The sequence below is a fragment of the Corallococcus exiguus genome (genome assembly GCF_009909105.1).
Classification (GTDB): Bacteria; Myxococcota; Myxococcia; order Myxococcales; family Myxococcaceae; genus Corallococcus; species Corallococcus exiguus.
In genome coordinates this window covers 100,667-121,327 of sequence record NZ_JAAAPK010000010.1, presented here as the reverse complement: position 1 = coordinate 121,327, position 20,661 = coordinate 100,667, and the positions used below count along the sequence as shown (strand labels likewise).

The following is a 20,661-nucleotide window of genomic DNA, read 5'->3' as shown; positions in this document are numbered from 1 at the left end:
ACTTCTATCGGCGCACCTGAGCATTTCCAGCGACCACTATGCGCTGACTGATGCCGCTGCCGACGAGAGCTATCTTGAAGGGAGTCATCTGCTCGACCTTATCGATTGGGATAGAAGAACCGAACCAATCGCTCAGGTCACTGCATTCCATGGTTCCAACCACACCCCAGCTTTGATCGTAGCTCCCGTCGGGATTCAGCTTGGTGACGAAGGCGGCCTTCCCATAACTACCACTAATGTAGACACCTAAAGGGCCAACCACCAAATCGCCGTACTGGATGTTGCTACCGACCATATACTTCACGGAAATACCGTCTCCACCGAAACTCTCGTCCAATGTTCCATCCGCCTTCAACTTGATGACAGCGAGCCCCTTTTCGCCGAGCTTCCCACCAACATAGATTGCATTCCCTTGAAAGGCGATCGTCTGCGGTGTGAATTTGCCGGAGGTGATTGGGATAGAAGCCTTTCCATTGCTTCCGAATTCGGCGACCAGTTTTCCCGCACGATCGAACTTCGCGAGCGTCAAACCGCCATCCCGGATGAAATCCGTAGCCGAGGCTCGGGTTGTTGCAGCAACGAAGACATTATCCTGGTAGATGCGGGCAATCGGGTCATTCAACTTCTGCACAACGTCGGTTCCCACCACGACGCTGGCGCCATTGAGTTGGCTGCTGAAGACCTTGTACGAGATTTCTGGGGTATAGGATTCCAACACGCCCGCCTGGAAGTTCGCGTTGGCATCGACAGATTTGATCCGGCAGTTGGCGCAGTCCAGCATCAGGAAGGTGCCGCCTTCCCGGTAGGAGTTGTCGAGGTGCCCCACGTTGGTCAGCCGGCTGGAGAAGGGATAGAACTCCGATTCCGATCGTACGGCTGCACCGAACAGAGCGACACTGTTGTTGGTCGTCAGCACGGAGCTGAAATTTTCGAAACGGGTAAAGGCCTGCGCTCTGGGATCAAGTTCCACGAATCCGTCGGGAGCGCCGTAGGGCAGATTCAGGCGATTCTCTTCGAGGCTCACGACGAAAGGCTTTGACACAACCGGCGACGTGATCGTGGAGATATGACCACTGAGGTAGGTTTTCGTGGAGGCGCTCTCCACCAAGAAATTATTGGCATACACCACCCTGTCGGGCCGGATGTTCACCAGCACGCTGTAGCTGCCATTGTTGAAATTGCGGTCCTTGTTGCCCTGCATGTCCAGCCGCAGCACGAAAGGCGCCGATTGGGTCTGCGCATACAGAACCGGAGCAGGGACGAGAGCAGCGGTGACAAACGCAAAAAGGGAAAGAAGATTGCTTCTCATAAGTTCCTGTTTATCAGGATCCGGCGAACCGAACCCTGGCAGCCGGTTGGGAGGAGCGTAACGAGGGATCAACGCTCGCAGCGCAGCGCGACCGCGTGCGGATTGTCCAGATAGTCCTGCCAGAACTCCTGGCCGTACCGGGCAATGCCCTCGGGGGAGCATTCCGGGCGCATCCAGGTGAGGTGTTGAAAGCCCGCCTCGCGCAGCGCGCTTTCGTACGTGTCCCGGCTCCAGTGGGAGAAGTGGATGGTGAAGGGCGTCTTCGTGTGCAACTGCGCGGAGATGCCCTGCCCTTCCCTGGGTGACTCCGGGAAGTCCAACATCGTGATGCCATAGCGCGTGCTGTTGGGCCCCTTCGCGCTGAACCCGGGGTTGAAGGTGTAGGTGACGAAGCGGCCCCCGGGCTTCAGGTGGGCGTGGATGTTCCGGCACATGCGCAGCAGGTGTTCGGGCGAGTTCGCATAGTGCAGGAGATAGACGGCCGTCACGCAATCAAAGACACCCAGCGGCGCCATGTCCGCCACGTCCGACACGTGGTACTCGATTCCCAGGGGCTGGGCTGCTTCGTGCTGCCGGGCTGCGCGAATCATCTCCTCCGAGATGTCCACGCCGGCCACCCGCTGAGCTCCCCGCGCCTGGAACTGCCGCGTGTACAGCCCGTCACCACAGGCCAGGTCCAGGACGGACTGCCCCTTCACGGAGCCGAGCGCTTTGAAGAAGGTGTGACCTTCGATGTACTCCGAACGCACCGGGAGGACATCCCAGTCCGCCACCTTCACGCCAATGTCATCGTATTGCGCCGACATTCCGCACGACCTTTCCTGGCATCCGCCTTCCACGGAAAGAGCCTACTCCGGGAATCCCGGCGTTAGACTCGCGCCATGGAAAACATGCCTGGCGAGAGTCCGTCCCCCACGCAGCAGCTCCACCTGGCCATCACCAGCTACTGGCGCACCCAGGTCATTGGCACCGTGGCCCGCCTGGGAATCGCGGACCTGCTCGAGGAAGGGGCCCGCGACAGTGATTCGCTGGCGACCCAGCTGGGCGTCCACCCAGACGCCTTGTTCCGGCTGATGCGCGCCGGCCTCGCCACGGGCATCTTCGTGGCCTTCGCCGAGCGGACCTTCGCCCTGACGCCGATGGGCGAGGGGCTGTGCTCGAACGTCCCGGGCTCACTGAGGGAGCTGGCCATCATCCAGGCCAGCCCGTCGCATTGGCTGCCCTGGGGGCGCCTCCCCGAGGCGATTCGCACCGGGAAGTCTCCCATCGAGGCCGCGCTGGGCTCCGACATCTGGGCCCACTTCGCCAAGAACCCCGACGAGGCGGAGCACTTCGCCCGGTCCATGGGGGACTGGTCCGAGATGGTCGCCAGCCAGGTGGCCCGGCACGTCGACTTCTCCCCCTTCGCCCGCGTGGCGGACATTGGAGGCAGCCACGGAGACCTCCTGGCGCAGGTGCTGCGCGCCCATCCCTCCTGCCGGGGCATCCTCTTCGAGCTGCCCCAGGTCGCCGAAAGCGCGAAGCCCGTCCTGGAGTCCCGGGGCATCGCCAGCCGGGTGGACGTGGTGACCGGGAACTTCTTCGAGCCCGGCATTCCGGCAGCCGAGGCCTACCTGCTCAAGCACATCCTCCACGACTGGGAGGATGACGCCTGCTCCACCCTCCTGCGCCGGCTCCATGAGGCCGCTCCCTCCTCGTCCCGGCTCTTCGTGGTGGAGATGGTGATTCCGGACAACCGGACGCCCGACATCATCCACCTGATGGACCTCAACATGCTGGTGGTCGCCAACGGGCGCGAGCGCACCTACAACGAGTTCCAGGCACTGCTCAGCGCGACCGGCTGGAAGGTCCAGCGCCTCATCCCCACCCAGAGCGGGACCAGCATCCTCGATGTGGTGAAGGCCTGAGTGAGGGGGCGGCGCCACGACCGCCGCCCTCTGTCACACCGTGAGACGGATTACAGCCGGACCTGGAGCTCGTAGCGGCGGTTCTGCGCCTTCTTCGCCTCGGTGTTGTCCGGCTTCACCAGCATGCGCTCAGAGCCGAAGCCCACGGCGGTGATTTCGCCGCGGGGGATGCCTCGCGCGACGAGCTCCTTGACGATGGCCTCCGCGCGCTGCTCGCTGAGCGCCTTGTTCTTCGCGGCGTCACCCGTCGAGTCGGTGTGACCGGAGACCTCGAACTTGTAGCTTTTGACACCGGCGGCCACGAGCTGCTTCTTCGCGTCCACGAGGGCGTTGGTGAGCTTCTTGAGCTTCGCGTCGCAGCCGGGGGCCAACTCGGCGGTGCCCGTCTTGAAGCTGCACTGGTTCTTGCGGCCCTCGTCCGTGAGCTTCGTGTTGACGCGCTTCTCCACGGTGGACTTGCCGGCGTCGCCCGCGGCCTTCTTGAGCGAATCCAGCGCGCCTTGCGCGGTGGCCACGCCCGGGACGGCCAGCAGCGATACGGCGATGCAGAGCGCCTTGAGCTTCATCCTTGGGACTCCTTGGGCTCCAGGGGGAAGGGAGCCGGAGCCAGACGCTGCCGAGGGCAGCGCGCCGCGTCCAGTGACACGGCGTGGGCCGTGGGGGCGCCTGCCGCCTACTCGCCCCTCTTTTTCTTTCCCCGCGCGACTTCTGTAGCCAGGGCGTCCAGCTTCGGCGTCCAGAACGCACGGAAGCGGTCCAACCAGGCGTCCACCTCCGCCAGCGGCGCGGCGTCCACGGCGTACAGACGCCGGGCGCCATCCACCCGCACCGTCGCGAAGCCGTTGTCCCGCAGGACCTTCAGGTGCTGCGAGACAGCGGACTGCGTGATGCCGAACTCACGCTGGATCACGTCCACGACCTCGCCCGAAGCGTGCTCGCCTTCCGCGAGCAGCTCCAGGATGCGGCGGCGGACCGGATCGCCGAGGACGTCGAAGGCGTGCATCAGCCCCCTGTATAGAACGCGGCCGTGCGCTCGGCCATCCCGCGTGCCACGTCCGGCGCCTCTCCGCCCGCCACGTGTGCGTCGGCCCAGGCCTGGGCGCTCGCGCGCATGAAGGTCTTCGCCTCGTCGGACGTCCCCCACGACGCGGCGGCCTCCGCGGCCACGTCCTTGCCCGTCTCCAGGTACATGCCCAGGCCCAGGAAGCTCAAATCCCAGCCCACGCCCGTGGCGCCAGGGCCGAACTGGCTCCAGAACTGCTCCACGTCCGCAGAGTGCACGATGTGCTCGAGCGTCAGCCGCGTGCCCTTCCCTTCCGGCGCCAAGCGGATGGTCACCCAGCTCATCCCGCCGTTCATCTCCCAGGTCAGGTCGAACGCCGAGGGCTTGTCACACCGGGTGATGGTGCCTCCCGCGTTCCCCTTGATCTGATAGCGGCCGCCCTTCTGCAGCTGGCCCTCGACGGGCGCGAACCAACGAGGGATGCGCTCGGCGTTGGTGACCGCGTCCCACAGGTCCTCGATGTTCGTGGGGTACACGCGCTGCGCGACGACCACGTGGGCCGGCTTGCCTTCGTAGTCACGTTCGACGCAGGTGCGGAACTGGGCGCCAATGAGCTGGTGAAGCATGTGTGGACCTCCTCCGTTCACGGAGTCACTACAGTCCACACTCATATTAGTCAATTCTAATATGACTCCAGGGCTTCAGCCGCGCTCCAGCAGGACGAACTCGAGGATGTAGGCGCGCAGCCGCTGGCGCGCGTCTTCGCTCATCGTCAACGTCGCTTGCGGATGGACGCGCGAGGCGAGCTCGAAGAGCACGAGCATGTCGACCATCCCGGCCTCGACGATGCGCTCCAGGCGCTCCAGGCCCTTGTCTGGAATCGTCGTGTCCGTGTCCGCGTCCTTCTGTTCCTTCGCGACCTCGTAGCCCGTGAGCGCGGCGCTCAGGCACTCGAGCTCCTCGGTGGAGGTGAACTGGGTGTCACTGTCGCTGCCCGTCATCTCCTTGCGATGCGATGGCTCCCCCAGCCACATCGCCTTGCACGCCGCGAACGCGAGCCACGCGGTGCCGTAGTGACCGTCGTACCTCGCCGCCACGCCGGTCTCCGTTCGCTCGGCCATGCCGCGCGGCACCACCACGTCTGGCGTGATGACGAGCCCGAACCCGGGATACTTCTTGAGCAGCGTGCGCAGCGTGGGCAGGCGCGGGTTGAGTACCAGCGCGGAGGCGAAGGCCTCGCGGGCCTCGGCACGCCGCCCCAGCCGCGACAACGCGTGCCCCATGAAGAAGTGCCCGCGATAGTCATCGGGGTTGAGCTCGGCGGCCTTGCGGTAGTAGCCGAGCGCCTCCTCTGGCCTGGCGGCGAAGAGCGCCGCGTCGCCTCGGAAGATCCAGGCGTTCGCGCACGTCGGACAGGCGTCGGTGGCGCGCGCGTAGAACTTCGCGGCTTCGTCGAAGCGGTTGTCCTTGAAGTGCGGCTCGGCCTCCGCGAGCAGTCGCTCTGACTCGGGGGTCTCGTGTGGCGGCGCGAGGGTGGCCGAGCCCCCTTCCCTCACGACTCGCGCATAGGGCAGCGGAGGTATCCGCTGGGGCCAGAGCGTGTCAGCCCATCCGTCCGGCGGGGAGTCCTTCTCGCCCAGCTCGTACTTCACGGGCGAAGCCTCCATGCGTTGGAGGATCTCCGGCAGCGAAAGCAGGCCCTTCTTCTCCGCGGGGGCCGCCTGCACGGGCGCGGCGGCGCGAGGAGTGGCGGGCGTCGAGGCACAGCCGAAGGTGAGCGGCAGCAGCAGGAAGAAGAAGGGGCGATGCATGGTCCGCCTTTCTGGGCGTGAGCATCGTACGCCTGCCCCTTCGCTCCGCGTCACCCGCCCCACATGCCTTCATCATGGTTAGGACATGATCAGTCTTTCGTGTCGTCCACGAGCTGCACGAGGAAGCCGGGCTCCGCGGCCTCTCCGTCCACGTCCTGGAGATCCAACGGTCCGGTGGAGATGATCCAGACATCCAGGGTCGCGTCTTCGTCAGTGTTCCCCGCGCACGCCAGGGTGATGTTGCAATCGGGGCATGTGCCGGAGACACCAAGCCGGGCCCTCAACGACGGATGCAGCGCCTCCACGTCGATGGGGCGCAGGTAGGTGAACCGGAAGGTGTCCACGCCGATGGACACCGCTCCGTCAGGGACCTCGCTTCGCTCATGGTCGCGAATCTCCATCGGCCCCCGGCCCGCGAAGTACGCGTAGCGGTTGCCCCGCTCGAGCACGAAGCCCACCTTCGCGAAGACCGGCTCGTAGGTCTTCGTGTCCTGGTAGTGGCGCTTCTGGAGCACGTACCAGTACCTCAGGTTCGTCTTGCACTCCGCTGCCTTGGAGCGCTGTCCGAAGCGCACGAAGTTGCGGACCGTGTTGACAACCACCACGCCCAGACACGAACAGGCCATCACGCCAAGGACGATGAAGACCCACTTCCGGCGGGAGCGACCCTCCTCACCCGTGCGGGTCCCTGCGTCCTGATTCACGGCCTCACTCCTCGCCCGCGAAGGCGGAGACCACCCGCTCGATGACGTCGCGGCCGGCCTCGTCCGTCGCATCGGCGGTGGCCCATATCAGCCAGTCTCCGTTGACCGTCACGGCGCCGTGCTTCCCTTCGGGCACCTGTTTCCTCAGCCGCGCATCCGCCGTGGTCGCGTCGCCGTAGCTGTCGAACAGGTAGACCGACGCTCGGGCCGAGCACGACGTCCAGGTCTGGCCGAACCCCGCGAGGGCTCCGAGCTCCTGGGCAGTGGGGACCGGCTCGGCCGGCAGGACCGCGTCGCTGCCGGTGCCATGGCGCAACAGCGCCTCACCACGCTTGAGGGACGGGGCATCCGGATTCATGGGGCTCCTTGGCGGCAGGCGCTCCTCGCCGGGTTCCTCCGCGCGCGGTGACGGACCGCTTGCACACGCGCAGAGCAGCAGTGGGACGAGCAGCGAGAGGCGAGATCGCATGACCCCCTGCGATAACACCTCCCCGCACCGCACCGCCAGCCGCCCTCCGCGTCACTCATTCAGCCAGCGCGCGGAGGACACCTTGTCGTTGAAGCCCCAGGCCTTGCTGTTCAGGTTGGCTTCGTGGAGCGTGCCGTCGCCCACGAGGTCCCTGTAGCTGCCCTTGTAATTCGAGTCGTCGTAGAGCCGCACCCGGTAGCCCGGCGGAATGCACCAGCGGACCGACGAGGTCTTGTCGTTGAACCTGTCGACGTCGTCGAAGCGCGCCCAGTTCTTCAGGCCCTGGTCCTCGAAGTCGAAGATGACGCCCCGGTCGCTGAAGTTCGAGTCGTCGTAGAAGTCGACGTAGGCGTGCCAGATGTCCGTGCGGCAGCGGGAGTCCGCCCAGATGCCGCGGAACTCCACCATCTTCACCGTCGAACCGGGACCGTCATCCGCGTGCTCGGTGCCGTAGAGGATGAGGCCGCGGTCGGGCCCCACGAAGAGACCCGCGGCGGCGTCCAGGTTGCACTGCCGTGAGCCATCGTTGCTGCAGTACAGGTGCTTGGAGGCGACGTGCTCCAGGCGCATGTGGCCGTCCAGGTGCACCCGGTACAGGTGCGCGTAGTCGTCACTCACCGCGCCCCAGCGCAGGCCCCCCAGCCGGGTGCCCACCAGGTAGAGCTGTGAGTCATTGCAGTCCGTCACGAAGTTGAGGTTCTGGAAGGCGCCCCACTGCCCGTCCGGCAGCTCCGACTTCCGCCACGTGTCGACGCGCACCCACTGGTTGGTCGCGGAGTGGAGGTCGGCCTCCGAGGAGCGGAAGACCTCCAGCGTGTTCGCGTCCACCTGCCCGAGCAGGAGCAGGAAATGCCCGTCCGACAGCTTCGTGAACGAGGCCGTGCCCGCGGTCGCCGTTTCACCGTGGACAAAGGCAAACGGGCTCGGCGTCAGGGATGGGTTGTAATCATAGAGCGCGATGCGCCCCAGACCGGGCCCCTGCTCCATGGGCAGCGCCAGGATGCTGCCCACCGCCTGCATGCCGCCGCCGTGGCGGTAGCCGTCCAGCACCGGCAGCGCCGCCACCGCGGCGTCCGCGCCCGGCGGAGAGGTATCCTCGGGCTTCTTGATGGAGGGGCTCAGCCGGTTGGAGCGGAAGCGACCACCCTCCCCGTTGCGGGTGGCCATGTGCACCAGGTGCCCCACGTTGCCCCCGGGGGCGTCATCCCGCTTGGACAGGACGAGGAGGCGTCCCGAGCGGGTCGACAGGCGCTGGATGCCTTGCCAGTGATTGCTGCCCGGGTAGGCCACGTTGAGGTTGAACGGCCCGGGTTGGAAGCCGAGCACCTCGCCGTGATCCCTCAACTCCTGGAAGCGCAGCGGCACATCAGGGCTGCACAGGTTGCAGTCCGGGCTTCCCCAGATGCAGGAGGTGTCGCCTCCAAGTCCGAGGGCCAGTGGAGCCGCGGTGGCAGCGAGGGCCTCACGAGGAACCGCGGCGGGCTCGCGGGCCTCTGGCTCACAACCCGCGAACGCCAGCAATCCCGCCAGCGACAGGGCCGCAGCGGGCACATTACGACGATGGATGTGTTGCATGGTTCTTTGGCCTGCCCCCGTGGCTACGGATCCTGCGGCACCTGCGGGCAGTTCGGCCCCGTGCAGATGGGGCCGCAGTCCAAGCACCAGCCCATCTCGTGGGCCTCGCAGAGGTAATCCCCGCACGTCAGGCTGCCAGACAGTTCCACGGGCCCACGCCACCACAGGGACATTCTGACCCGAGCGCGGATTCGCTCCGCGCCAGCGACGTGGAATCCATGTCCACTCTGCCGCACGCGGCAAGCAATCCCAACGACACCGACGCGAACACCATCAACAGACGTGCTTTCACGAAAGGCTCCCGGCTGAAGGGACTCTCAGTGATAGCACAGCCCTACTCCGCGCCGCGGGTCCGCCTCCACGCATCCACGGAGAGGTGGTCGTATTGCACGGCGGCGAGGAGGGCGACGTAGAAGCCCAGATAGGTCATCTGGATGCTCGCCGCGTTCCAGTTCTGCGCGGAGCAGGCGCCTCCAATGAGCAACATCATCAGCAGCGTCCCCGCCACGAGCACCCGCCGCACCTCCACGCCCACCAGCAGCAGGAGTCCCACCACCGCCTCCGCCACCGGGATGGCCAGGCTCACCGCGTACACCCACGAGGGCGGCAGCGGGCTCTTGTCGAAGGAGTCGCGCATGCCCACCGCGAACGCCGTGAGCTGCGGCAGGCGGAAGAGGCCGTGGAGCGCGATGTTCATCCCCAGGCCCACCCGGGCCAGGGCGTGCGCGAGGCGTGCGTTGTCGACAGGCTGCGAGGGCGCGGGCATCGGGAAACCTCCAGAGGCTTCCCGTGTCCCTCTGAACGCCCGCGAGGACAAGGCTCGCGGGCGTCAAATCATTCTTCGATGGACTCGAAGGATGCGCGTCAGTCCCAGCGGCTGGTGAGCTTCAGCTTCCACTCGCGCAGCTTGCCGTTACCCACGCCCGACGGGTTGACGATGTGCAGCTTCCACAGGCCGTTGATGGTGCCGTCGCGGGGAATGCCGCGCGTCACCGGGATGCGCTTGGGCGGCGTGCCCTCGTTGGGGCCGTCCCACAGGAGCGCCGTCTCACCGCCCGGATCCTCCAACGTGAGCACCAGCTTGGACGGGTTGTTGTGCGCCAGGTCCAGCTCCACCGTGATGTCCTCCGGCACCGTCGCCAGGCCCACCACCGCCTGCGTCGCCGTCAGCGGCGTCGTGTTGCCCTGCAGCGTCAGGTCCGCGTACGCCGTGAACTCGCCCGACATCCACGCCGGACGGCACCAGCCCTCCGTCGCGCCCGAGTCCAGGCCGTGGCACGCCAGCCCCTCCTGACACGGCACGAAGCGCGAGCACGACTCGTGGTCGCCCGGGATGGCCAGCGTCGTCACACAGCGGCCGTAGAGGCTGGAGGCGTCATACGGCTTGCCCTCGCAGTGGAGGTTCGTCCCGCACGTCCCCGCGCCCGTGCACGGGTCGCCTTCCTCGCCCAGCTGCGTGGCCGCCTTGAGGTTCTGGAGCGCCACCGTGTTCACGGCCGGCAGCCGGCCCAGCGTCAGGATGTCGTAGAAGGGCCGCGCCGCCACCATCGCGTTCGCCGCCGCCGAGGGCACGTTGTACGTGGACTGCAGCGCCGTCAGCGACTGCGTGTTCACCACCGCCAGGACCCGGCGCGCCTCCGCGACGTTGAACGGCACGCCCTGGTACGTGCCCACCCAGCCGTCCACGGGCAGCTCCACCCGGCCCGTGCCCCGGGCGTACGCCTCCAACGCCGCCAGCGCCGCGGGCCCCACCTGGGGCAGCGCGTCCACCTGCTCGATGGAGACGAAGCGCTTGTCATCCGCCGTGTGCGGGATGCCGTCCGGCCCGAAGCGGTAGTTGATGATGCTCTGCGCCGCCAGCGCGTTGAGCGGCACCTGCGTGTCCAGCACGTTGAAGGTCAGGGCGTACTCGTTGAGGAACATCACCACTCCGATGCCCGCGGGCGTGCCCGTGGCCAGCTCCTGCGTCTGCACCGCCAGCGCTTCGGCCGGCGTGTCCGACACCGCGGCAGCGCCGCAGCTCAGGAGGAGGGGAACCGAGGAAAACGACAGAAAACGACGGAGTCTGGAGTTCATGGCGTCCATGTACTCCAAGAAAGGCCGCGTGTCGGTGACCGTTCAGGTTCTCTCTTGATACAGGGCGATGACGCCGTGGACCTGGTCGGTGACCTGCTGGAGGCGGTCCGCCGCCGCGTGGGTGGCCTCCACGCGGGCCACCGAGGCCTGCATCAGCGCCGTCAGGTCCGACACGGCGGTGAAGATTTGTGCCACGCCCGCCGACTGCTGGCTCACCGACGCCGAAATCTGGCGGACGGCGTCCACGTTGCCCTTCACCAGCCCGGACAGCATGCCCAGCCGTTCGCCAGAGGCGCGGATGGTCTCGATGCCCCGGCCCATGCGCTCGCCACCCTGGCGGGTGAGGTCCACCACCCCCTGGATTCGGGAGCGCGTGTCATCCAGCACCCCGCGCACCTGCTGCGTGGCCGTGACGGACTGGGTGGCCAGGCCCCGGATCTCCCGCGCCACCACCGCGAAGCCCCGGCCCACCTCTCCGGCCCTCGCCGCCTCGATGGCCGCGTTGATGGCGAGCACGTTGGACTGGTCCGCCAGGTCCTGCACGGTCCGGGTGATGCCGGCGATCCGCTCGGTGTACGCCGCGAGCTCCTGGATGCGCGCGGAGAGGTCCTCCGTCTGCGCGCGCAGGTCCGCCAGTCCCTCCACGCTCCGGCCGATGGCCTCCTCCACCGCCGCGCCCACGTCCCCGGCCTGCTGCGTGGCATTCAGCACCCGGGCCGCCTGCTCCGAGGCGACCAGCGACGTCTGACGGATCTCCTCCGCCGTCACCCGCGTCTCCTCCAGCGCGCGGGCCTGGCGGGAGAGCTCGTGGCGCTGCTCGCCGGTGGACTCCGTCAGCGTCCGCACGGAGTCGCGCAGCGCGTCCGCGGATCCCATCAACGGCCGGACGACCTGCTCCTCCACCGCGGTCCGGGACAGCTCCAGCTGCGCCTCGCGCCGCGCGGACTCCCGGAGGTCGCGCCGGCCCTGCACGCAGGAGGCGATGAGGAAGATGTCCTCGAACGCCACCCACGCGGTGTGCTCCATCCACCGCCAGGACTCGCGGGCGTGCATGCCGAAGATGGACTCCGGCCAGAGCAGGCCGCGCAGGAGGTGGTCCGCCGTCACCACGCCGCTGAAGGTGAGCAGCACCTTCCAGTCCCGGTAGATGGAGAGCAGCGCCAGCGAGCCGAAGATGTGGAAGTGCGTCTCGATGCGGCCGCCCATCAGGTGGATGAGCAGCCCGGACATCAGCGCCTGCCCCACCGCGATGACGTGCCGTGTGGACTCGAGGCCGGGCCGCGTGAGCGCGAGCACCACCGGAAGGCCGCCCAGGAGCAGGCCCAGCCCCACAGCGGCCACCACGTGGGAGTGGACCGTGCTCTGCAACCCCTCCCAGGCCCGGGGCGACAGGTACACCGCCGCCGCGATGCCGCCCAGCCACTGCAACGCCATCAGGACCACGAAGGTCCGGTCCGTCCGCCGGCCCAATGACAGACACTGCGCATCGAACAGCTGGCGCGCACGCTCGGACACGACCGATTCGGACAGCTGGATTCTCATCACGTGTCATCACCCGCGGGCGTGAGCGGTGTTTCGAGGGCACAGCCAAAAACAGGCGCGGTGGCGGGGCTGGAGGCCTCCGAGTCCAGGAGGTCCCGGATGGCACCGCCCCCCTCGCTGTCACCTTCGTGGCCTCGCGAGGGGGTGATGCCGCCGGCGAAGCGCTCCACTCCGTCCGGAGAGAAGAGGACCAGCTGTCCCGAGGTGCGCGCGCCCAGCTCTCGCGCCACCTGCCCGTCCACGTCCGCCACCACCTCCACCCCTGGCAGGGCCACGGCGCGCGTCCACAGCTCCGAGCGCTCGAAGCCCGGCGGGGCTTCATGCGGCGCCCAGACGAACACGTGCGTGGAGAGCCGCGCGCCGTGCCGGTCCAGGAGCTTCGCCAGCTCCGACAGCGTCGCGCGGGAACACGGGCACCGCGGGTGGAGGAAGACGAGCAACGTCCACATGCCCGGCGCCCGCGTGAAGCGCTCCGGCAACCGGACAGGGGGCGTGGCCGCGAGCCCCGCGACATTCGCCCGCGCTCCCATGAGCCCCAGCCCCAACACGCTCGCCACGAGCCAGCCACCCACCAACCACGGCAGCGCCCGGCGCCGGAGCGCACTGTGTTTCAGGCCCTCGTCATGGGACGCCCGGGCCGGGGCATCCGCGGGGCCCTGCGAGACAACCGGGGCGGACATGCATGGTCATGCTGAAGAATTCCCGTGCCAATGGCAACGCGTATTCAAGCAACCAAGTCCATACACTCCCCAACCCGGGAATAACGACAAGCCCGGTCGTCAGCCTCTTCCGGGAGAGAAGCCCGCCTTCCTTGCGGGCAAGCCCGGACTTCTACCCCTGAATTCTTGTTATCACCGTTCCCAGAGCCGGATTTCGGTCCCTGCACGGCGCACGAGCAGCGGGCTCGCGGCGCCGTCCACCGGCTCGATGCGGCCCGGAAGCGTCGCGGACTGGACGCACCTCCAACCGCGCGCGACGAGCGCGGCGTGCACCTGGGCGCCGAAGCCTCCGCCATAGGACGTGAGCAGGTGGGACGCGCGCAGCCGGTTCAACAGGTCGTGGCCAGCGTCCTCGGACAGGTAGTAGAGCACCTCCGCGAGCAGCACCAGGTCCGCCTCCAGCGCCACGTCCTCCGCGCTGGCCTCCACGATGCGCACGCGCGCGTGGCTGCCCAGCCGCTCGCGCAGGCGCGTGACGAAGCGGGGCTCGGACTCCACGGCGCGGACGTTCGCCTCCGGGAAGAGCGTCAGCAGGTGCTCGGTCATCAGCCCCTCGCAGGCGCCCACGTCCACCACGCGCCGGGGCGCGCCCGCGTCGCGCAGCGTCCCGAGCACCTTCGCGGTGAGGGCGAAGCGTTCCCCCTCGTAGGTGGATTGGGCGAAGCCCCAGGGGTCCGCGAGCTCGGAGAAGATCTCCGGCTTCGTGAGGGACAGGGCGCGCACCACGTCTCCGGCCCGCACCTCCGCGAAGGCCTCGATGCCGGGCCCGTCTCGCACGGGGTCCGTGCAGGCGCCCGCGCGGGCTCCGTCCGGACGCTCCCGGTAGAGCGCGTTGAGCAGGCCCAACTTGCGCTGGAAGGCCGCGTCGTCCAGCACCGTGCAGGCGGTGGGCCTGGCACCCGTGGCGGGGACCCACAGTCGCTCGAAGACGCGGCTGACGAGCAGCGCCACTTCGCGGTGCAGCGGGGCGTCCTCCTGCGGGCTGTGCGTGAAGACGCGGACGTCGCCCCGGGAGCGCTGCTCGCGGCACCATGGCCCCACCTCCGACGGGGACAGCAGGAGGTGCGTGCTCCTCGTGCCCAGGGCCCGGCCCACGGCCTCCAGCTCCCGGCCCGCGCTCCCGTCCTCCGTCACCACCGCGACGTCCGCCCCCGGCGCCACCGTGCTGAACAACCGGACCACATCCTCCGGGTGTGCCACGACGATGAGCGCCGGGGCCTGCTCGTTCTCAGCCATGTTCCGCGCTCCACATTGAAAGGGATTCCGCCAGGGGCTCAGCCATGGGCCGCGCTCCAGTCGGACACGTCCTGCGCCTCCTCCTTCGGGAAGCGGAGCAGCGGCAGCAGCTGCTCGCGGATGAGCGGCTCCCAGTGCAGCCGCTCCGACAGCGCCCAGCCCGTCGCGAGCAGGAGGCGGCCTTCGTGCGCGTCACGCGGAAGCCGCCGCACCACCTCCTCCGCCACGCGCACCGCGGTGCGCAGCTCCTCATCCCGCAGGACGCTGGCGGGCAGCGCCTTCCAGGTCTCCATCGAGTGCGCCAGGCCCGCGACCCGAGCATCCGCCACCGGGTCCGACACCACGAGGTTCGGATGCGCGGCCTCCGACAGCCCCTGCCGCTCGCACACCGCCTTCAGCGCACGCCGGGCGCCGCTGGCTCCAGAGATGACGCAGATGGCGCCGCAGCCCAGGGCCTCCAGCTGCGCCAGGCCATAGGACTCATACAGCGACTGCCCCAGGGACACGTCCGTGGCGCGGTGCAGGTCGTCCCGCGTGAAGTCCAGGCCCGCGGGCCACGTGGGCTGGTTCACCAGCGCGATGTGCAGGCCCGTGTCCTTCGCGTTGAACGCGTCCACGCGTGCCTTCAGGGCACGCAGGTTGTCGGACGGCTCCGCCTCGTTCCACTCCGTCACCATCATCAGCAGCGCGGGCTTGCGCTCCGGTGGCAGCAACGTGGCCAGGTGCTCGCACACGTCCACGTCGCGCCAGAGTCCCTTGCAGACCTCGTCCCGCGCGATGTGCGTGAGCAGCAGGCGGAAGTCCTTCCCCCACGCCTTGCGCGCATGGGCCAGCACCTTCGTGCGCGCGGCCTCCTTCGCGTCCCAGCCCGTCTCGATGGGCCGGTGCCCGTGGGGCACCACCGTCACCGGCTGGAGCGCATAGCGTTCATCCAGGAACCGCAGCTCGTCCGCCACGGACGCGCTCACCGCGCCCACGCGGTCACACAGGTGGCCGTTGCGCAGGATTTGAAAGTTGGGCCAGGTGCTCACGGGGTACACCTGGTCCAGCGTCTTCCCCTGCTCCAGCCCCAGCCGCTGGATGTTGTAGAAGCGCGCGTCGGACGCGCCCTGCCCTGCCTCGCCGTACTCCACGAGCACCCGGGGCGTGCGCACCTCGCCCGCGTAGTACACGGTGCGGCACCAGCGCCGCCCGTCGAGCAGCGCCTTGTACGCGAGCGGCAGCGACAGGTGCTCCTGCGCCAGGATGACGGTCCCCGCCCCGTCCTTCGGGCGCAGCCGCTCCAGCGCGTCGAAGACGGGCTCCGCGAGCACGATGGCCAGCATCGCGTCGTGGTCCAACGCGGGCGCGTCCAGGAGGCCGTGCCGGACCGCCTTGCGGAACAGGCGGTTGACCCAGGGCGCCGCGCCCAGCCGCGTGCCGAAGCGCTCTCGCCACACGCGTGACAGCCCCCGCCACGCCGCCGGACGCGGCCCCCGGCAGTCGAACGGGAGGTCCACCCCGAGCAGCGTGTGCAGCCGCGCGAGGAACTTCGGCAGCGTGCCCATCCTCACCCGGTAGCCCCGGAGCACGTCCGTGAGGTCCACGAGCAGCACCTCCACCGGGCCGCCCGGAGCGTCGCGCCGCCCGTAGACGAACGACACGTCGTGCTGCTCCTCCACCGGCCGGAAGACGCGCGCCCACCGCTCCGGGTTGTCCCGGCGCAGGCCGCTGTAGAACACCTCGCCGTGCGTCTCCAGGTCGCGCGCCAGCGACTCCTCCGGCGCGTAGCTCCCCAGGCCGCACGGCCGCACCGTGGGGCTCACCAGCAGCGTGCGCGGGAAGGCCTGCCGGTACTCGGGCGCGGACAGCAGGTGCTCCAGCACCACGCCCATCCCGCCCAGCGTGCGCGTGGCCTCATAGGAGAGGTGCACCAGCATCTCCCCCTCCGCCCAGGGCTCCCGCGTGCTCATGGCGCCACCGTCCACACGCGCTCGGCCATTCCCCGGCCCGCGCCCAGCCGCCGCGCGTGCGACTCCACCGCGGGCAGCGTCTGGGGCTCCAGCTGGCTCGCGTAGAAGGACAGCCCGCGCAGCTTCGCGGACCACAGCGTCGTCACGTCCAGGCACCGGGGCGACAGCCCGAGCGCCCACGCGTAGTCGACGATTTCATCCTCCGGGTGGTGCGCGGAGTACGGCAGGTCCTCGTAGTAGACGACGTTGCGCTCGCCGCGCAGGGCCCGCACCGCGTCGCGCACCATCAAGTGGTCCGCGTGGCTGGAGATGCCCAGCGGTACGTAGCAGACCGCGTCCTGGGACACGCTCGCCAGCACCTCGTCCAGCGCCAGCAGCACGCGCGAGGCCAGCGCCGACCGCGCCTCCTCCGACTCCACGGGGCCGCCCGGTGGCGCGCGCAGGCTGGTGTCGCGGAAGCCCAGGTGCACCAGGTCCAACCCGTGCGCCCGGGCGAATCTCCGGTCCTCGCCCATCCGCAGCGACGTCACCGCCATGGCCCGCGACGGGTCCACCGGCAGCACGAACTCCCAGCAGCTCTGGGAGAAGACCGTGACGAGCGTGGGCACGATGCCCCGGGGCACGTCGAGCAGGCTCGCGTACGCCCCCAGCGCCACGTCGTCCGGATGCGGGGAGAAGAAGACGTGCTCCGGCCCCTCGCTCCTTCCATTGCGCGCGCGCTCAGCCACGGGCGCCTCCCGCGAGCGGCGGCGCGGGCCACGCGTCCAGCGGCAGGTCGTGCAGGTCGCCCTCGGGCGTCACGAAGCCCAGGATGACCACGCGCTCACCGTCGTTGTGCACCGTGTGCCGGAAGGCCCGCACCGGCGCGTCCAGCTCGCGCGTCAGCCCTTCGGAGAAGCGGCCGGAGGTGATGAGCCAGTGCCCTTCGTCGTTGGGCATGAGGCGCGGCGTGTTCCCGTCCAGCCACACCAGCCCCGGCCGGGACTCGCCCAGGTTGAAGGTGAAGAAGCTCTTGTCCGAGTGCGGCTCCGACGCGTGCGCCACCACCTCCCGCCTGCGCCGCGCGGTGCTGGGCGCGTGGTACTTCACGAACCGCACCGCCCCTTCCGTGCGGCGGCGGAACAGCCGCGTGAGCCCCCCGGCGCGCAGGCCGTAGCCCAGCTCCAGCGCCTCCAGCAGCACGATGCCCACGGCATGACAGGCGTCGTACGCGTCCTCCGAGGCCTCCAGGAGCTCCCGCACCGGCTCCGGCACCACGCGGCGGCGGAAGACCGTCCACGTCGCGGGCTTGGCCATGAAGGCCTCGATGGGCTGCCGCACCACCGGCGACTCCGGGTACCAGGTGGCGTTGTAGCCCGTCTCGAACACCGTCGCCGCGGGTAGGAGCGCGTGCAGGTACGGATGCGCCAGCAGCGCGTGCTGGAAGGTTGCCTCGTAGCGCTCGAACAGCCCCGCCAGGGCATGGCGCTCCAGGAAGGCCTTGGGGCGCTCCAGGTAGAAGAAGCCGCGCTCCGACAGCTGGGTGACCAGGCGCCGCGCGAAGGACTCCCGCTGGCGCGGCGTCCCGGACACGAAGTCCTCCAGCTTGAGCGGCCGGATACCCGCGAAGCGCTGGGGCTGGCGGCGCACGAGGCCGTCCCGCGCGGAGGTGAAGGGTCTGGGTGGCAGGGACGGTGCCGGTGTCCGTGGCGCGGTGGCGGGCATGGGATGTCGGGTCGTCATGGGTGGGATTCAGGCTGGAACGTGTCGCAGGTTACGGGTGGCGTCTGACATGCGTGGATCCACCCGGACCCGGACCCGGGTCCAATGCCTCTCAAACCCAGTCACCTCCCAGGTCGCCCGGTACGCACGCGCCGTCATTCACGCATGCAAGGGTCGCGCTCCGTGAACGGGGGCCCCAGGGCTCGCGCCCAATTCCTGTCATGGCTCCGCATGCGAGACGTCTGATCATCACTCGCTCCGGCCGCGTGCCGGTTCCCCGCCCGGCGCGGCTGACGCGTCATGCACCTCCGCTGACACGTCACACGGCGACGAAGACGACGCTCCGTCGCACGTCCAGGTGCGCGTCGCGTCCGGACAACCACGGCACATGAGCGCGGCACGTCGCTTGCTGTCTCCCTCCGCACTTGTTCCAGGAGAATGCATGCGCTTCATGAGCGGAGTCGTCGTCGCGGTCGGTCTTCTCGGGTGCGGTGGTCCGGAGGCCGAGCAGGCCCCCTACGAGACAGTGGGTCACACGGCGCAGGAGATCGTGGGAGGCGTCGAGGCCCGGCCGAACTCCCACCCCTGGATCGTCAGCCTGCAGCAGTACGGCAGCCATTTCTGCGGGGGCAGCCTGGTGCGGGTGAGCGACAACAAGGAGGAGAGCGACATCGTCCTCACCGCGGCCCACTGCGTCTATGACGGTCTCTCCAATGTCACGGCGGTCGCAGGGGCGCATAACCTGTACAACCCCACGTCCACGCAAGTGACAGCCCGGGTGACGAAGGCCGTCTACCACCCCCAGTACAATCCAGACACGACGATGAACGACATCGCCGTCCTCAAGCTCGACAAGCCCATCAAGTTCGACACGACCTCCGCCGGGGCTTGCGGCCAGTCCTCGGGCATGCGCCCCAACCCGGCGGCCCAGCTCGCGGGCGGCAGCGCGCGCTTCCCAGTGTGCCTCCCAGCCTCCGGGGAGCGCGTCGCTGACAACACGATGGCGACGGTCGCGGGCTGGGGCCTGACACGGGAGGGGGGCCAAGACACGTCCAGCATCCTGCTGCAGGTGGGAGTCCCCGTCCTCAATCCTCGGAGCGTCGCCCAAAGCTACAGCTCACAAGGAATCGTCATCGACGAGAATGCCATGCTCGGTGCTGGGTATGCGCAAGGAGGCAGGGACGCATGCCAGGGCGACAGCGGCGGGCCGCTCGTCGTCAATGGACCCCAAGGCTACGTGCTCCAGGGCATCGTGAGCTTCGGGGTGGGCTGCGCGCGGGCAGGGCTGCCCGGCATCTACACGCGCGTCTCCAACTACATCCCGTGGATCAACACGCAGATCCGGAGCCTCAGCGCCGTCAGGTAGGGCTCGCGGCAAGGGCTGCCTTCGCCAACTCCAGGTCCGTGTAGAGGCTCGCCTCGGGGATTCCCGCCTCCTTCAACTGACGAGCGGCGATGCGGTTGACCCACCACACCGTCCCCCCGGGACGCTGGTGAAACCGGGCGAAGCGCGGATAGAGCAGCGTCCCCATTCCCTCGAAGCCCGTCAGATCCATCAACAGCGGTGTCTCTGGGGGAGTCGCCGCGAAGAGCGAGTCCAGGGCCTCGGACGACAACGACGACAGCCTTCCGAAGAGACGAACTCGGCGCGGCGTCTCCTCGAACACTTTCACGGGGAGCCCCGCATCCAGGTAGCCGTGGATGCCTTCCAGAAACGTGATGCTGCCGGCCTCTCGAGCCAGCTCGGTCGCGAGCCGAAAGAGCGCCAGGACCAGGGCATGATGCCGGGGCGCATGGTGGGTGCCCGGGCTCCACGCGACGAAGCCGCGCTCTTCGCCTGAATGACGGAGGCGGAAATAGAGGCTGATTCCATCCATCCCGATGACGTCCGAGTCGGTCATCCCCAACGGATCCAGGCTCGCGACTTCATCGAGGAACTGGCGTCCTCGCTCCTGGGGAATGGGGACACACTCCGGGAGGGGCAGGCTCTCGCTGGCAATCACCAGGGTGCCGTGGGCTTCGCGGAAGATCGTGGCGAGCGCGCCCTTCTCGAAGAACGAGGGGCTTAGCTCGACGCCATGGAACGTCGCGGGATGCGGAGGCAGGTGCAGCCGGGGAACGTGCTTGTCCTCCTCCTCCACAATCACCTTGAACCCACAGGCCTCCGCCGCCGCACTGAGCTCGAGCATCTCCGGGTGCGAGAGTCTCCGCCCCGTCCACCCCGGCAGACCTCGATATTGGTCGCGCACCTCCTGAATCGACTCCTTCGCGTGGACGGGGAGGATCTGCCGCAGGGAGGCCGCCTCTTTCAGCGTCAGTTCGGGCCCGCGCCAGAGAATCTGGACGCGCCACCCAGACGCCGTCCCAGGGATGGGCGCACAGCAGGCAGCCGCCATGGCCTGGTCACACCGAAGACAGGGGGTGAAGACGATGCCACGCTCACGGGTGGAATCCCCGAAGCTCCCTCCGCAGCGGGGACAGGTCAGGCGCGCTTCCGGCTCGTCGTTCATCGCAAGCTCCACATCGCGAGTGCGCGCTGGGGACGCACCGCCTCGAAGGGGCCTGACGCGCTCCAAGCCCTCCTGGGCAAGGGTACGCGCCGTCCGCGCCTGGCGCACGCGACCCGGTCCTGCTCGTGAAACGCTGAGTCCTGTCCT

20 protein-coding genes are annotated in these 20,661 nt (G+C 68.5%); 2 read left to right on the top strand and 18 right to left on the bottom strand.

Features of this window, described 5'->3' with window-relative positions; all coding sequences use genetic code 11:
• Nucleotides 1-4 precede the first annotated feature (4 nt).
• On the bottom strand, nt 5-1,309 hold the full coding sequence (locus GTZ93_RS31420; protein ID WP_139915484.1) for a hypothetical protein: 1,305 nt from the start codon (nt 1,307-1,309) through the stop codon (nt 5-7).
• Nucleotides 1,310-1,377: 68 nt separating this feature from the next.
• Nucleotides 1,378-2,115 carry a class I SAM-dependent methyltransferase gene (locus GTZ93_RS31415; protein WP_139915485.1) on the bottom strand — a complete coding sequence of 246 codons (738 nt, stop codon included), beginning with the start codon at nt 2,113-2,115 and terminating at the stop codon, nt 1,378-1,380.
• A 75-nt stretch (nt 2,116-2,190) separates the two neighbouring features.
• Here GTZ93_RS31415 and GTZ93_RS31410 point away from each other — a divergent pair, with 75 nt between their 5' ends.
• Nucleotides 2,191-3,216: a methyltransferase gene (locus tag GTZ93_RS31410; protein WP_139915486.1), complete on the top strand. Its 1,026-nt coding sequence runs from the start codon at nt 2,191-2,193 to the stop codon at nt 3,214-3,216.
• A gap of 50 nt (nt 3,217-3,266) precedes the next feature.
• On the opposite strand, the gene GTZ93_RS31405 is transcribed toward GTZ93_RS31410, so the two are convergent.
• From GTZ93_RS31405 to GTZ93_RS31335, 15 genes are all read right to left on the bottom strand, one after another.
• Complete coding sequence (locus GTZ93_RS31405; RefSeq protein ID WP_126933813.1) at nt 3,267-3,782, bottom strand: OmpA family protein; 516 nt, start codon at nt 3,780-3,782, stop codon at nt 3,267-3,269.
• Nucleotides 3,783-3,889: 107 nt separating this feature from the next.
• Nucleotides 3,890-4,219, bottom strand: a complete 330-nt coding sequence (locus GTZ93_RS31400; RefSeq protein WP_014396181.1) for an ArsR/SmtB family transcription factor — start codon at nt 4,217-4,219, stop codon at nt 3,890-3,892.
• Nucleotides 4,219-4,845: an SRPBCC family protein gene (locus GTZ93_RS31395; protein ID WP_120594446.1), complete on the bottom strand. Its 627-nt coding sequence runs from the start codon at nt 4,843-4,845 to the stop codon at nt 4,219-4,221. Before GTZ93_RS31395 ends, GTZ93_RS31400 begins: the two co-directional genes overlap by 1 nt.
• Nucleotides 4,846-4,920: 75 nt before the next feature.
• Nucleotides 4,921-6,030: a tetratricopeptide repeat protein gene (locus GTZ93_RS31390; protein WP_139915487.1), complete on the bottom strand. Its 1,110-nt coding sequence runs from the start codon at nt 6,028-6,030 to the stop codon at nt 4,921-4,923.
• 89 nt (nt 6,031-6,119) lie between these two features.
• Complete coding sequence (locus GTZ93_RS31385) at nt 6,120-6,734, bottom strand: fimbrial protein (RefSeq protein WP_161663167.1); 615 nt, start codon at nt 6,732-6,734, stop codon at nt 6,120-6,122.
• A 4-nt stretch (nt 6,735-6,738) separates the two neighbouring features.
• Nucleotides 6,739-7,092, bottom strand: a complete 354-nt coding sequence (locus GTZ93_RS31380; RefSeq protein ID WP_161663166.1) for a hypothetical protein — start codon at nt 7,090-7,092, stop codon at nt 6,739-6,741.
• 162 nt (nt 7,093-7,254) lie between these two features.
• Nucleotides 7,255-8,778, bottom strand: a complete 1,524-nt coding sequence (locus tag GTZ93_RS31375; RefSeq protein WP_139915490.1) for a hypothetical protein — start codon at nt 8,776-8,778, stop codon at nt 7,255-7,257.
• A gap of 334 nt (nt 8,779-9,112) precedes the next feature.
• Nucleotides 9,113-9,544 (bottom strand): MauE/DoxX family redox-associated membrane protein, encoded by a 432-nt coding sequence (locus GTZ93_RS31370; protein WP_139915491.1) that lies wholly within the window; start codon nt 9,542-9,544, stop codon nt 9,113-9,115.
• 98 nt (nt 9,545-9,642) lie between these two features.
• Nucleotides 9,643-10,854 (bottom strand): proprotein convertase P-domain-containing protein, encoded by a 1,212-nt coding sequence (locus GTZ93_RS31365; RefSeq protein ID WP_139915492.1) that lies wholly within the window; start codon nt 10,852-10,854, stop codon nt 9,643-9,645.
• 42 nt (nt 10,855-10,896) lie between these two features.
• Nucleotides 10,897-12,396 carry a methyl-accepting chemotaxis protein gene (locus GTZ93_RS31360; protein WP_139915493.1) on the bottom strand — a complete coding sequence of 500 codons (1,500 nt, stop codon included), beginning with the start codon at nt 12,394-12,396 and terminating at the stop codon, nt 10,897-10,899.
• A complete protein-coding gene (locus GTZ93_RS31355) occupies nt 12,396-13,076 on the bottom strand; it encodes a thioredoxin domain-containing protein (RefSeq protein WP_139915494.1) in 681 nt (226 codons plus the stop codon). Before GTZ93_RS31355 ends, GTZ93_RS31360 begins: the two co-directional genes overlap by 1 nt.
• A gap of 171 nt (nt 13,077-13,247) precedes the next feature.
• Complete coding sequence (locus GTZ93_RS31350; protein WP_139915495.1) at nt 13,248-14,351, bottom strand: class I SAM-dependent methyltransferase; 1,104 nt, start codon at nt 14,349-14,351, stop codon at nt 13,248-13,250.
• A gap of 38 nt (nt 14,352-14,389) precedes the next feature.
• Complete coding sequence (locus GTZ93_RS31345; RefSeq protein WP_139915496.1) at nt 14,390-16,303, bottom strand: glycosyltransferase family protein; 1,914 nt, start codon at nt 16,301-16,303, stop codon at nt 14,390-14,392.
• Nucleotides 16,300-17,031, bottom strand: a complete 732-nt coding sequence (locus tag GTZ93_RS31340) for a PIG-L deacetylase family protein (RefSeq protein WP_121753201.1) — start codon at nt 17,029-17,031, stop codon at nt 16,300-16,302. Before GTZ93_RS31340 ends, GTZ93_RS31345 begins: the two co-directional genes overlap by 4 nt.
• Nucleotides 17,024-18,025, bottom strand: a complete 1,002-nt coding sequence (locus tag GTZ93_RS31335) for an isopenicillin N synthase family oxygenase (protein WP_139915497.1) — start codon at nt 18,023-18,025, stop codon at nt 17,024-17,026. The genes GTZ93_RS31340 and GTZ93_RS31335 overlap by 8 nt, the downstream gene beginning before the upstream one ends.
• Nucleotides 18,026-18,446: 421 nt before the next feature.
• On the opposite strand from GTZ93_RS31335, the gene GTZ93_RS31330 reads away from it, so the two are divergent.
• Complete coding sequence (locus GTZ93_RS31330; RefSeq protein ID WP_139915498.1) at nt 18,447-19,370, top strand: serine protease; 924 nt, start codon at nt 18,447-18,449, stop codon at nt 19,368-19,370.
• On the opposite strand, the gene GTZ93_RS31325 is transcribed toward GTZ93_RS31330, so the two are convergent.
• Nucleotides 19,363-20,193, bottom strand: a complete 831-nt coding sequence (locus tag GTZ93_RS31325; protein WP_139915499.1) for a hypothetical protein — start codon at nt 20,191-20,193, stop codon at nt 19,363-19,365. The genes GTZ93_RS31330 and GTZ93_RS31325 overlap by 8 nt on opposite strands.
• Between the last annotated feature and the right edge of the window lie 468 nt (nt 20,194-20,661).